Genomic DNA, 12,903 nt, shown 5'->3' with positions numbered 1-12,903 from the left:
GCTGCTCGTGCTGACCCATTTCCACGCCGACCATGTGGCCGGTCTGCCGGGCGCGTTGAAGGGCCGGGCCGTCGGCGCGATCCAGACCACCTCGCTCGACGACCCGCCGGACCAGGCGGAGTTCGTCAGGCGCACGGCCCGGCAGGCCGGCATCCCGGTCATCGGCTCCACCGCGGGGGAGCGCCGTCATGTGGGCGAACTGTCGTGGGAAGCACTCTGGCCGCCCCCGGCGGCCGCGCAGACCGGCCGGCCGGCCCTCCCAGTCGAGGGGGGAGCCAATGACGCCAGCGTCACCTTGCTCTTCCGCACCCGCGGGATGACCCTCCTGCTTCCCGGCGACCTCGAACCGGACGCCCAGCGCCGGCTGTTGACCAGCCGGCCGGCGCTGCCGTCCGTGGACGTGCTCAAGGTCGCCCACCACGGTTCCGCCTACCAGTACCCGCCCCTGCTGGCCCGGCTGCGGCCGCGCATCGCCCTGATCTCCTGCGGCGCGGACAACCCCTACGGCCATCCCGCGTCGCGCACCCTCACCGCGTTGCGCACGGCGGGAGCTCTCGTCCGCCGCACCGACCGCAACGGCGCGCTGGCCGTGACGGGTTCAGGGCAGCGCGGGAGCGCCCGGCCGGCCGGCGGTTCCCCGGCCGTGGTCTCCGAGCGCGCCCCGCCGGACGAGTCACCCCGCGCGATCCGGCGTACCGTCCGCCCGGGGCGCCCTTCCGTTGCCTCGCGTACCTACCTTCCTAGCTACCTATCGGTCACGTAGTGCAGTACTGCTGCTCCTTGCCGATCGAGCGGTACATGCAGTCCGCGTTCTCCAGGAGCTGCAGGACGGCGTCCCGGTTGCGGCTGGTCTCGCGTTCGATGACCTCGTCCGGCGGGTAGAAGCCGCCGTTCCAGGCCGAGGTCGGGTACATCTCGAAGGTGTAGCCGAAGATCTTCTGGCTGCCCCACAGGTAGTCGTCGATGGACCCGTCGGTGATGTAGAGGTCGCTGGACTGCTCAGGTGTGTAGCCATTGCTGGCGGCCATCTTCCCGCCGACGGTCGCGAAGGCGTCCCGGTCGTCCTGCGTCATGCCGGAAGCGGTGTCGGCGGTGGTGTAGCCGTAGGGCCAGAGCACGAGTTCGCTGTAGGTGTGGAAGTCGATCCCGGCCTTGATCTGCTGCTTGCCGCCCACCACCCGGCTGCGTACGAAGTCCGCGACGACCTTCACCTCGGGAGCCGATTCGGGGGCGGCACCCCGGTAGGTGTCGGAGCCCTTGCTGCCGGAGGAGCCGCCGCAGCAGCCCCACTTGTAGTTCCAGTTGCGGTTCTCGTCCGTACCGATGGCGGTGGAGCCGGAATTGGGCTGACGGTTCTTGCGCCAGCTCTTGTACGAGCCGGTGGAGATGTCGTACTCCCCGCCGTCCGGGTTCAGGTCGGGGATGATCCAGATCTCGCGGCCGTCGACGGCACTCTTGATCCGCGAGTCGCTCGCGTAGTCCTCGCCGAACTCGCGCAGCAGATACAGCGCCATCTCGACGGTGAGGTGCTCGCGCGCGTGCTGGTGGTGAGTGAAGAGGACCTCGGGCTCGTTCTCATCGGCCGCCACATTGTCGCTGATCTTGATCGCGACCATGTCCCGGCCTTCGTGGGACTTGCCGATCACCTTCTTGCTCATGATGCCCGGGTACTGCGCGACGCGCTGGTTGATCTCCGCCATCGCCTCCGCGTAGTTGTGGTAGCGGGAGTCGGCGGGAGGGAAGTCCAGCGGCCGTACCGCAAGTCCCTTCGTGCGGGAGGGAGGGCCCGGCAGGGCGGCGAGCTCGTAGCCCTGTGCGCGCAGCTTCTTCGCCTGCGCGGCATCGGCGCTGACCACCACCGAGCGGGCGTCCACCTCGTCGATCGAGACGCCCGTCGCGGCGAGCTCGGTGCGCTGGGCGACGGTGGCCGGTCCGTGGATCTCGTACTGCGTCACCGATTCGTCGCCCACCGCGGAGGTGGCGGGGCCGGGCGGGGAGGCATCGGCCGTGGCGGTGAGCGGGACGGCTATCGCCAGCGCCATCAGAGCGGCGAGAGCGCCGGTTCGGCGCCCTCGTTTGTGAAGTCGCATGAAGTCTCCTGGGGGGTGGTGAGGAGGGTGGGCGGTGTTCCGTGTGTCAGCCGACGAACGACTTGACCTGGTTGTAGACAGCGGAGTCGGTGCGCAGTGCGCTGTGGCTGAGGCATGCGGTCTTGGTGTTCGTCGCGCCGGAGAGGGCGACACTGCTGTCCGGATTGATCACCTCGTCGCAGGGCGACCACCAGGTGGCGTACCGGGAGCTGCCCGGAGTCTCGTCGCCGGAGTTGAGTGCGTTCAAGAAGCTGGAGCCGGGGCGCATCTCCGTGCAGGAGGCGTCCCCGCAGAAGTACGCGGTGGACGTGCCGTGGTTCGGCCCGCCCAGCGAGATCCAGGCGTCCGCCTTCGCGGCGCCGCCGAGGTTCTTGGTGTAGTAGCGGGAGGAAAGACCGCCCATGGAGTGGGTGACCACGTCGACCTTGGCCGCTCCGGTGGCGGCACGTACCCGGTCGATCTCCTGGGCGAGTTGGGCGGCGGTGGTCGCGTTGGACTGGCTGGTGTTGTAGGTCCACTGGTTGAGGTGGCCGGCCGGCCAGCCGTCCGCGGCGAAGCGGCCGGCCATGGTGTCCCAGGTGGAGCCGCTGGAGTTCCAGCCGTGCACGAAGACTATGGGGTCGGGGCCGGCGGCCCTGGGCTGTGCGACGGCGGCGGGAGCCTGGATCGACAGAGCGGCGAGGCAGCCGGTGGCGAGAGCGGTGAGGGTGGCGCGACGGGAAAGGCGCATGGCGGGGCTCCAAGAGGCGTGAGGGGAGAGGCCGGTGTGGCGACTGGTGACGGGCCGGCCGACCGCGGGCCGGCGCGTCGAGGGGTTCGTGACGCCGTGGCCGGGTTCCGGTGGGCGCAGCGGTCGGCCCACCGGAACCCCCGTCGGTCAGAACAGGGTGTGGAGGAGTTTGTTCGGAGAGCCGCTCTTGGGGTCTTGGACCTTGCCGTTGGTGGCGTTGTTGACGAGAGCGTCGCGAACCTGTGCCGGGCTGGCCGAGGGGTTGGCGGCCAGGTACAGGGCGGCGGCGCCCGCGGTGTGGGGGGCGGCCATCGAGGTACCGCTGATGGTCCTGGTGGCGGTGTCGCTGTTCTGCCAGGCGGAGGTGATGTTCACGCCCGGGGCGAACAGGTCCACGCAGGTGCCGTAGTTGGAGAACGAGGCACGTCTGTCGGAGCTGTCGGTGGCGCCGACGGTGATGGCCTCGGTGACGCGGGCCGGAGAGACGTTGCACGCCTTCACCGGGAAGCCGAGGAAGTTCCCGTTGCCGGCCGCGAGGGAGTAGGTGATTCCGGAGGAGACGGAGTTCCTGACCGCGTTGTCCAGCGATGTGTTCGCGCTTCCGCCCAGGCTCATGTTCGCCACGGCGGGCTTGACCGCGTTGGCGGTGACCCAGTCCACGCCTGCTATGACGCCGGAGTTGGTGCCGGAGCCCTGGCAGTTGAGGACGCGGACGCCGACGACCGAGGCACCCTTGGCGACGCCGTATGTGGACCCGGCGGTGGTACCCGCGACATGTGTACCATGCCCATGACAATCATTCCCGTTCTGGCCGTCGCCCACGGTGTCGGTGCCGATGGACGCACGGCCGCCGAACTCGCTGTGACTCGTGCGCAGGCCGGTGTCGATGACGTACGCGTGCACGTTGGAAGCGGTGGTGTTGTACGTGTAGGTGCCGCTCAGCGGCAGATCCCGCTGGTCCACGCGGTCGAGGCCCCAGGTGGCGTTGGGCTGGGTGTCCGTGGCGGTGACCTTCGAGTCCTGCTCGACGTAGTCGACCCGGTGATCGGCGGCGAGCTTCCGTGCCTGTGTCTGCGTCATCTTCGCCGAGAAGCCGCGCAGCGCCTCGCTGTAGACGTGCGTGAGACGGCCGTCGTTCCGGCGGGTCAGCTCACGGGCGACGGTGTCGGTGGAGGATTTCGCACCCTCCTTGAGTACGACGATCCAGCTGTCGGAGATCGCGGTCGCGCTCGGGGCGGGCCGGACGTCAGCGGAGGGAGCCGGGCTGCCCTGGGCGGGCGAGCCGGCGAGTTGCAGGCCTGCCGTCAGTACAAGGGCGGGGATGAGCGCGCCCAGTCTGCGTGTGAGGGGTCTCATGTGGTGCACCAAGCCTTTCGTTGACCGGATTACGGACACGTACGGACTTCGTGGTGCGGCGCACACCTCCGGGGTCACCGGCGGTGGGAGAGAAGGTGAAGCAGCAGCGGCCGACGGCTCGTCGACGTTCCAAGCCCCTGCGTCGGGGCAGTGACATCAACAGGCGTCGCATGGGGGCTGTTGCCACACCTTTGGGAAGTTTGGCGTGCGCCCTATATCACGTCAAGATGTGGGTGATGCAGCAGTGTTGACTGATGTCTTTCCGGTCAGTTCGAGTCCCTGCGCGTTTCACCACCATGCGCTCAGTCGCGCTCCAACCAGCCCTCGTACTCGTCCGCGAGGGCGTCCAGCAGACGCGGGTCGTAGCGGCCCCGCGGGGCTTCGAGGACGACCAGCCACTGCGCGTCCTCGGCGTCGTCCTCACCCGCCAGGGCCTCGCGTACCAGTTGGGGTTCGTCGTGCGGGGTGCCGAAACGGTCGGTGAGCTCCTCGGCGACCGCTTCGGCCGCGTCGCGGTCGGGCAGCACCAGGATGTGTCGTACGTCAGTCACCCCGGCATTCTCCTCGGGCCGGGAGTGTCGGTGCGTCGTGGGATGCTGGTCGGCGATGGCAGACACCCGGAAGAAGCCCCAGAAGACGACGAGTGACGACCCGCTCGCGCCTGTCACGCTTGCCGTGGGGCAGGAGGAGCTGCTGCTCGACCGTGCGGTGCGGGAGGTGGTGGCCGCCGCGCGTGCCGCCGACGCCGACACCGACGTGCGCGAGCTGGCTTCGGCCGACCTTCAGCCGGGCACGCTCGCCGAGTTGACCAGCCCCTCCCTGTTCGCCGAGCGCAAGGTCGTCGCCGTGCGGGACGCCCAGGATCTGTCGGCCGAGACGGTCAAGGACGTGAAGGCGTATCTCGGCGCCCCCGCCGAGGAGATCACGCTGGTGCTGCTGCACGCCGGCGGCGCCAAGGGCAAGGGGCTGCTGGACGCGGCCCGCAAGGCGGGGGCCCGCGAGGTCGCCTGCGCCAAGATGACCAGGCCCGCCGACCGGCTGGCGTTCGTACGGGGCGAGTTCCGCGGGCTGGGCCGCTCGGCGACCCCCGCGGCCGCTCAGGCCCTCGTCGACGCCATCGGCAGCGATCTGCGCGAGCTGGCGTCCGCCTGTACGCAGCTCGTCGCCGATGTCGAGGGCACGATCGACGATGCCGTCGTCGCGCGGTACTACACGGGCCGCGCCGAGGCCTCGAGCTTCACCGTCGCCGACCGTGCGGTGGAGGGCAGGGCGGCCGAGGCCCTGGAGACGCTGCGCTGGGCGATGGCGACCGGTGTCGCCCCCGTTCTGATCACCAGCGCGCTGGCGCAGGGGGTGCGCGGCATCGGCAAGCTCGCCTCCGCCCCGCGCGGGATGCGGCCCGGTGACCTCGCCCGCGAACTGGGCATGCCGCCCTGGAAGATCGACCGGGTGCGGCAGCAGATGCGCGGCTGGTCGGCCGAGGGGGTGTCCACGGCGCTGCGCGCGGTGGCCGCCGCGGACGCCGCGGTCAAGGGCGGCGGGGACGACCCGGAGTACGCGCTGGAACGGGCCGTCATCACCGTGGCGAGGGCAGCCCGCTCCCGCTGAACCGCCGAGCCCGCCGAGCCGCTGAACCGTCGAGCCGTCGAGCCGGCAACGCGAAAGGCCCCGCCGCGCCGGGGAAGCGCTGCGGGGCCTTCGTGCTGCTGTGAGGTCAGTGATCGCGAAGCGATCGGACGCGCCGCACCCGCGTGGCGAACGCAGGCCGCGTGCGGCGCGCTATCACGTCGTGCACGTCGTGAGACATCACGCTGTGAAGCAGCCGGTACGGAAACGGAGTGAGAGGGCCCGTCGGACCCGGACCGGCGAGGATCGGGTCGGTCAGCCCTTGAGACCGGCGACCTGCTGCGCGAGCGCGGACTTCTTGTTCGCCGCGCTGTTCTTGTGCAGGACACCCTTGCTGACGGCCTTGTCGAGCTTGCGGCCCGCGACGCGCTGCGCCTCGGTGGCCTTGTCGGCGTCACCGGCGGCAACGGCCTCGTGGGTACGGCGGATCGCCGTCTTCAGCTCGGACCTGACCGACTTGTTGCGCTGACGCGCCTTCTCGTTGGTCTTGATCCGCTTGATCTGGGACTTGATGTTCGCCACGAAAGAGAGCCTTTACGGGTTCGGTGATGATGCGTTCCGTACCAGGGTGAAATCTCTGCGATGAACTCCGGCAGAGCGCACGAGGCACAGTCGGCCACCTTACCAGCAGCCCTCGTAGCCTCCCAATCCGGTCCGTACCCCGCGCGCATGGGACGATGGGAGGCGACGAACTCGTCCGAGAGCCTCCCGCCGACAGACCCGACAGGACCCCTGCGTGCCCGCGACCCCTTCGAACGCGCCGGATCCGAGCCGCACCGACCCGGCGCTGATCCGTAACTTCTGCATCATCGCGCACATCGACCACGGCAAGTCGACACTCGCCGACCGGATGCTCCAGCTCACCGGCATCGTCGAGGACCGGCAGATGCGTGCCCAGTACCTCGACCGGATGGACATCGAGCGCGAGCGCGGTATCACGATCAAGTCCCAGGCCGTGCGCATGCCCTGGGCGCCGACCGGCACGCCGGACCGCCCGCACATCCTGAACATGATCGACACCCCGGGACACGTCGACTTCACCTACGAGGTCTCCCGCTCCCTCGCCGCCTGCGAGGGGTGCGTCCTGCTGGTCGACGCCGCCCAGGGCATCGAGGCGCAGACCCTCGCCAACCTCTATCTGGCGATGGAGCACGACCTCACGATCATCCCGGTGCTCAACAAGATCGATCTGCCGGCCGCCCAGCCCGAGAAGTTCGCCGCGGAGCTGGCCCACCTCATCGGCTGCGAGGTGGAGGACGTGCTGAAGGTCTCAGCGAAGACCGGTGAGGGTGTCGAGAACCTGCTGGACGAGGTCGTCAAGCAGGTGCCGCGACCGGTCGGCGACGCGGCCGCGCCCGCCCGTGCGATGATCTTCGACTCGGTCTACGACGCCTACCGGGGCGTCGTCACCTACGTCAAGGTCGTCGACGGGCAGCTGAGCAAGCGCGAGCGCATCAGGATGATGTCCACCGGCGCCACCCACGAGCTGCTGGAGATCGGTACCAACTCGCCCGAGATGACCGCCGCCGACGGACTCGGCGTCGGCGAGGTCGGCTATCTGATCACCGGCGTGAAGGACGTACGCCAGTCGAAGGTCGGCGACACCGTGACCCGGCTCACCCAGGGGGCCGAGCAGGCGCTCCCCGGGTACAAGGAGCCGAAGCCGATGGTCTTCTCCGGCCTGTATCCGCTGGACGGCTCCGACTATCCCGAGCTGCGGGACGCCCTCGACAAGCTCCAGCTGAACGACGCGTCGCTGACCTACGAGCCGGAGACCTCCGTGGCGCTCGGCTTCGGCTTCCGTGTCGGCTTCCTCGGGCTGCTGCACCTGGAGGTGGTACGGGCCCGGCTGGAGCGCGAGTTCGGACTCGACCTCATCGCCACCGCGCCCAACGTCATCTACCGCGTCGAGATGGAGGACGGCTCCGAGCACGTCGTCACCAACCCCAGCGAATTCCCGACCGGCAAGATCGACAAGGTGCACGAGCCGGTCGTACGGGCCACGCTCATCGCCCCCAGCGAGTACATCGGCGCGATCATGGAGCTGTGCCAGGCCCGGCGCGGCGCGCTGCGGGGCATGGACTACCTCTCCGAGGAGCGCGTCGAGCTGCGCTACACGCTGCCGCTCGCCGAGATCGTCTTCGACTTCTTCGACGCGCTGAAGTCCCGCACCCGCGGCTACGCCTCGCTCGACTACGAGCCCACCGGCGAGCAGACCGCCGACCTGGTCAAGGTCGACATCCTGCTCCAGGGCGACCAGGTGGACGCCTTCTCCGCCATCGTGCACAAGGACAAGGCGTACTCGTACGGCTCCCGGATGGCCAACAAGCTGCGGGAGCTCATCCCGCGGCAGCAGTTCGAGGTGCCGATCCAGGCCGCCGTCGGAGCCCGGGTCATCGCGCGGGAGACGGTGCGCGCCATCCGGAAGGACGTCCTCGCGAAGTGCTACGGCGGTGACATCTCGCGTAAGCGGAAGCTGCTGGAGAAGCAGAAGGAAGGCAAGAAGCGGATGAAGGTCGTCGGCCGGGTCGAGGTGCCGCAGGAGGCGTTCATCGCCGCGCTTTCCACGGACGACGGGGGCGGCGACGCGACGAAGGCGAAGAAGTAGCCCGGTCGGGCAGCCGGCGCGCGGCCGCTGCGCCGGAGCGGAAGCGGAAGGGGCGGACCAGGCGTGGTCCGTCCCTTCCGGGTTTCCTGGGGAGCGTGTGACGATCGCGCGGTGATCGGGTTATAGCGGACGGCAACCCCCTTACGTAAGGCGGCGACGGCATCTAGGCTGACGCTGCTCCTGGTTACTCACGAGTCAACAACGGCTCGCCGTGCTAGTCGGGGAGCATGTCAGCAGCACGTCAGCAGCAATCACCTAGCAAGCCACCTAGCGAGTCCAAGCAAAGGTGCGGGCCAGCGGAGGATGTCGTGAGCGACACACAACCCCTGATCGAGAACCGGCCGCCCTCCGTGGCGACACTCTTCCTGGAACGGGTCGAGGCAACCCCGGACGCGGAGGCGTACCGATATCCGGTGCCGTCGGCCGCGGGCGAGGGACCCGACGAGTGGCGTTCCTACACCTGGGGCGAGGCCGCGCAGCGGGTCTTCGGCATCGCCGCCGGGCTGGTGACGCTGGGCGTCGCCCCTGAGGAGCGCGTCGCCATCGCCTCCAGCACGCGGGTCGACTGGATACTCGCCGACCTGGGCATCCTGTGCGCGGGCGCGGCGACCACCACGGTCTACCCGAGCACCAACACCGAGGAGACCGCGTACATCCTCGCCGACTCCGAGAGCCGGGTGCTGATCGCCGAGGACGTCACGCAGCTGGCCAAGGTGCGTGAGCACCGCGCCGAGCTGCCCAACCTGAAGCACGTCGTGCTCATCGACGCGGGCGAGGTGACCGAAGGGGGAGCCCCCGCCGGGACCGGCCCCGAGCACGGTGACCCCGAGGGCTGGGTGCTCAGCCTCGCGGACCTGACCCGGCGCGGTACCGCGCATCTGACGGAACACCCCACCCTCGTCCAGGACATCGTGCGCGGGCTGCGCGCCGACCAGCTGGCCACGCTGATCTACACCTCCGGCACCACGGGCAAGCCCAAGGGCGTGCGGCTGCCGCACGACTGCTGGGCCTACATGGCCAAGGCCATCGCCCAGTCCGGTCTGGTGAGCAGCGAGGACGTGCAGTACCTGTGGCTGCCGCTGGCGCACGTCTTCGGCAAGGTGCTCACCGCGGGGCAGATCGAGGTCGGCCACGTGACCGCCGTGGACGGACGCATCGACAAGATCATCGAGAATCTCCCGGTCGTCCAGCCGACCTACATGGCCGCCGTGCCGCGGATCTTCGAGAAGGTCTACAACGGCGTCGCCGCCAAGGCCCGCGCGGCCGGCGGGGCCAAGTACAAGATCTTCCAGTGGGCGGCCGGAGTCGCCCGCGAGTACGCCAAGGTCACCCAGGAGAACTTCCGCCGCACCGGCAACTCCACCGCGCCCGCCGGGCTCAAGGCCAAGCACGCGGTCGCCGACCGGCTCGTCTACACCAAGCTCCGCGAAGCCTTCGGCGGACGCCTGCGGGCCTGTGTCTCCGGCTCCGCCGCCCTCGCCCCGGACATCGGCTTCTTCTTCGCCGGCGCGGGCATCCACATCCTCGAGGGCTACGGGCTCACCGAGTCCTCTGCCGCCAGCTTCGTCAACCCCGGTGAGGCCTACCGCACCGGCACCGTCGGCAAGCCGCTGGCCGGCACCGAGGTGCGCATCGCCTCGGACGGCGAGATCCTGCTGCGCGGCCCGGGCATCATGCAGGGCTACCACGGGCTGCCGGAGAAGACGGCCGAGGTCCTGGAGCCGGACGGCTGGTTCCACACCGGTGACATCGGTGAGCTGTCGGAGGACGGCTACCTGCGGATCACCGACCGCAAGAAGGACCTGATCAAGACGTCGGGCGGCAAGTACATCGCGCCCGCGGAGGTGGAAGGCCAGTTCAAGGCGCTGTGCCCCTATGTCTCCAGCATCCTGGTGCACGGCGCGGACCGTAACTTCTGCACCGCTCTGATCGCCCTCGACGAGCCGAGCCTGGCCGCCTGGGCCGCGGATCAGGAGTCGCTGAAGGGCAAGCCGTACGCGGAGGTCATCACCAGCGACGAGGTGCGCGAGATGGTCGACGGTTACGTGGAGCAGCTGAACGGCACGCTCCAGCGCTGGCAGACCATCAAGAAGTTCCGGGTGCTGCCGCGCGACCTGGACATCGAGCACGGTGAGCTGACTCCCAGCCTCAAGCTCAAGCGGCCTGTGGTGGAGCGGGAGTTCGGGCACCTGATCGAGGAGATGTACGCGGGGTCGCGCGAGGCGTGACGCCCATGGGGTGAACCTCACTCGAACCTCATGCCCGGAGGTTCCCGGAGCTCGTGCGGTATGTCGCTCTCAGTGCGACGCGCCGCACGAGCTTCGGTGTGTGCGGACAGGGGTGACCAGTTTCGTCACTCGGCGCGTATGAGTCAGCCCGGTCTGTCACCCTTGCGGTACCACACCGCACACAGGTGTGCGTGGCGAACTGTTGGGGAGCGGCACTGTGGGGACGACGTCGATGCGGTGGGGGGAAGCCGCCGGGACCAAGGCGGCGGACGAACGCCGCACTGCTGCCGGTACGGCCCGGCTGTCGCTGGCCGGGACCGCGCAGGCGCCCTCGGACGCCCGTACTTTCGTGAGTGCCGTGCTGGCGCGATGGGGGCTGTCAGGACCGTCGGTGGACGACACGACGCTGCTGGTCAGCGAGTTGGTGACGAACGCTGTCGTGCACGCCGGCACCGCGGTGCGGCTGGAGTGCCGGCAGGAGGGGGCCGCGCTGGTGGTGGAGGTCGCCGATCAGCACCCCACCCGTGCGGTGGAGACCGTCGGCGGTGAGGACGACGCGCACAGGGCCGCCGGCCGCGGGGGCCATGGCCACGAAGGTCACCAGGGACACGGTCTCCGGCTGGTCGCGGCGCTCGCCGACGAGTGGGGGGTCACCTACCGGCGGGACGGCAAGACGGTCTGGTTCCGGCTCCGCCGGGCGGCGGGGGAGCCGGTGCGCCTGCCGGAGCAGACCGACGGAGCGAGCCACGCGGAGGCGGACCGTGCGGACACGGCCGACCCTGCTGACACGGCCGGCTGTGTGGACGTACGGGCAGAGCCCGGCCGGAGCGGGGAATGGCACGGGCTGAACCTCACCGGGAAGCTCGCCCCCGCCCCGCAGCGTGCCGTTGCCGACCCGCGCGGCGGCGGCCCCGACTGGATCAGCCACGGCACCCTCTCCTTCCTCGCCGAGTCGTCCGATCTGCTCGCCGGCCAGACCGACGAGGGACAGGTCGCCTCCCTGGCGGGCCAGTTGCTCGTGCCGCGCTTCGCCGACTGGTGCGCCGTCTGGCTGGTGGACACCGACACCGCGGCGCCGCCCCGGCTGGCCCGCGTCTGGCACACCAGGGAAGACCGCATCGACGAGCTGCGCGGCGAGCTGGAGAAGTCGCCGCCGGTGCTCGAGCCGCGCGCACCGCACCGGCACGCCCAGGCCGTGCCCTGGCACTGGCCGGGCCAGGCGTCCGCGTACGGTCCCGGCGGTGCCGCCGTCGCCTGCCGGCTGGTCGTCGGCGGACGGACGGTGGGCTCCCTGGTCATCGGGCGGGCGGGCCTGCTCCGCATCGCCGACGAAGTGATGGGAATCGTCGAGGACTTCGCCCGCCGCGTTGCCACGGCGGTGCTCTCCGCGCGCCGCTACGCGCGGCAGGCCACCATCAGCCAGGTACTGCAGCGCGGACTCCTGCCGACCGGCGAGGTCGCCATCCCCGGCGTCGACACGGCAGTCGTCTACGAGCCGGCCGGAGAGTGCTCCTGGGCGGGCGGCGACTTCTACGACTTCTTCGAAGCCGGCGAGGGCCGCTGGCGGTTCGCCCTCGGTGACGTGTGCGGCAACGGCCCGGAAGCCGCCGTCGTCACCGGCCTGGCGCGGCCCGTGCTGCGGCTGCTCGCCCGGGAGGGGTACAGCGTGCCGGACGTACTGGACCGGCTCAACCGCGAGGTGGGCGAGCAGTCCCGCTTCCTCTCCCTGGTCTACGGCGAACTGGCGCCCCGCCCCGCTGCCGACGGCGGCGGCATCGAGTGCACGGTGGCGAGCGCCGGTCATCCGCTGCCGCTGGTGCGCGACGCGTCCGGTGCCGTACGGGCGGCAGCGGAGCCGCAGTTGCTGCTGGGCGTGGTGGAGAGCGTCGGCTTCGAGAGCCAGCGCTTCATCCTCCATCCCGGCGAGACCCTGCTGTGCGTCACGGACGGCGTGACGGAACGGCGCTTGGGGGCGCGCCTGTTCGACGACGACGACCGGCTGGCGGCGGTGCTGGGCGAATGCGGCGGGCTGGACGCGGCGGGCACCGCCGAGCGGGTACGGCGCGCGGTGCACAGCTTCGGCGACGGCCCCGCAGTGGACGACCTCGCCCTCGTGGTGCTGCGGGCGCGGACGGACGGCTGAGCCGCCCGGGAAGCGGCCGGTCCGGCCGGACCGGGCGTCAGTCGACCAGATCCCGCACGACCGCGTCGGCGAGCAGCCGGCCGCGCAGCGTGAGCACGGCGCTGCCCCGCTCGTACGGGCCC

Annotated in this window: 10 protein-coding genes; 5 read left to right on the top strand and 5 right to left on the bottom strand. The window is 70.3% G+C overall.

Translation table 11 applies throughout. The features are described 5' to 3' along the window. Positions 1-763, top strand: a 763-nt coding sequence (locus ACRDP3_RS00580) for a ComEC/Rec2 family competence protein (RefSeq protein ID WP_431514786.1), incomplete at its 5' end; no start/stop codon positions are given. Here the strand turns inward: ACRDP3_RS00580 and ACRDP3_RS00575 are convergent. From ACRDP3_RS00575 to ACRDP3_RS00560, 4 genes are all read right to left on the bottom strand, one after another. After that, complete coding sequence (locus tag ACRDP3_RS00575; protein ID WP_431514785.1) at positions 756-2,090, bottom strand: M14 family metallopeptidase; 1,335 nt, start codon at positions 2,088-2,090, stop codon at positions 756-758. The two genes, ACRDP3_RS00580 and ACRDP3_RS00575, sit on opposite strands and share 8 nt — an antisense overlap. Before the next feature lie 46 nt (positions 2,091-2,136). Continuing rightward, a complete protein-coding gene (locus tag ACRDP3_RS00570; RefSeq protein WP_431514784.1) occupies positions 2,137-2,820 on the bottom strand; it encodes an esterase/lipase family protein in 684 nt (227 codons plus the stop codon). A gap of 147 nt (positions 2,821-2,967) precedes the next feature. After that, on the bottom strand, positions 2,968-4,176 hold the full coding sequence (locus tag ACRDP3_RS00565; protein ID WP_431514783.1) for a S8 family peptidase: 1,209 nt from the start codon (positions 4,174-4,176) through the stop codon (positions 2,968-2,970). A 302-nt stretch (positions 4,177-4,478) separates the two neighbouring features. Further along, on the bottom strand, positions 4,479-4,727 hold the full coding sequence (locus ACRDP3_RS00560) for a hypothetical protein (protein WP_431514782.1): 249 nt from the start codon (positions 4,725-4,727) through the stop codon (positions 4,479-4,481). A 55-nt stretch (positions 4,728-4,782) separates the two neighbouring features. Between ACRDP3_RS00560 and holA the strand changes: the two genes are divergently transcribed. Next, positions 4,783-5,784, top strand: a complete 1,002-nt coding sequence (holA, locus tag ACRDP3_RS00555) for a DNA polymerase III subunit delta (RefSeq protein ID WP_431514781.1) — start codon at positions 4,783-4,785, stop codon at positions 5,782-5,784. 273 nt (positions 5,785-6,057) lie between these two features. Here the strand turns inward: holA and rpsT are convergent, their stop codons facing one another. Then, on the bottom strand, positions 6,058-6,324 hold the full coding sequence (gene rpsT, locus ACRDP3_RS00550) for a 30S ribosomal protein S20 (RefSeq protein ID WP_431514780.1): 267 nt from the start codon (positions 6,322-6,324) through the stop codon (positions 6,058-6,060). A gap of 214 nt (positions 6,325-6,538) precedes the next feature. Between rpsT and lepA the strand changes: the two genes are divergently transcribed. From lepA to ACRDP3_RS00535, 3 genes are all read left to right on the top strand, one after another. Then, positions 6,539-8,410 carry a translation elongation factor 4 gene (gene lepA, locus ACRDP3_RS00545; RefSeq protein ID WP_431514779.1) on the top strand — a complete coding sequence of 624 codons (1,872 nt, stop codon included), beginning with the start codon at positions 6,539-6,541 and terminating at the stop codon, positions 8,408-8,410. A 308-nt stretch (positions 8,411-8,718) separates the two neighbouring features. After that, on the top strand, positions 8,719-10,638 hold the full coding sequence (locus tag ACRDP3_RS00540) for an AMP-dependent synthetase/ligase (protein ID WP_431514778.1): 1,920 nt from the start codon (positions 8,719-8,721) through the stop codon (positions 10,636-10,638). 232 nt (positions 10,639-10,870) lie between these two features. Continuing rightward, the gene (locus ACRDP3_RS00535; RefSeq protein WP_431514787.1) at positions 10,871-12,781 is read left to right on the top strand and encodes a SpoIIE family protein phosphatase; all 1,911 of its coding nucleotides are present in this window, start codon (positions 10,871-10,873) and stop codon (positions 12,779-12,781) included. Positions 12,782-12,903: the final 122 nt, after the last annotated feature.

Origin of the sequence: Streptomyces sp. (assembly GCF_050698815.1) — a bacterium.
Taxonomy (GTDB): domain Bacteria; phylum Actinomycetota; class Actinomycetes; order Streptomycetales; family Streptomycetaceae; genus Streptomyces.
The sequence above is the reverse complement of the archived record's forward strand: the minus strand, read 5'-3'. Positions and strand labels throughout refer to the sequence as shown.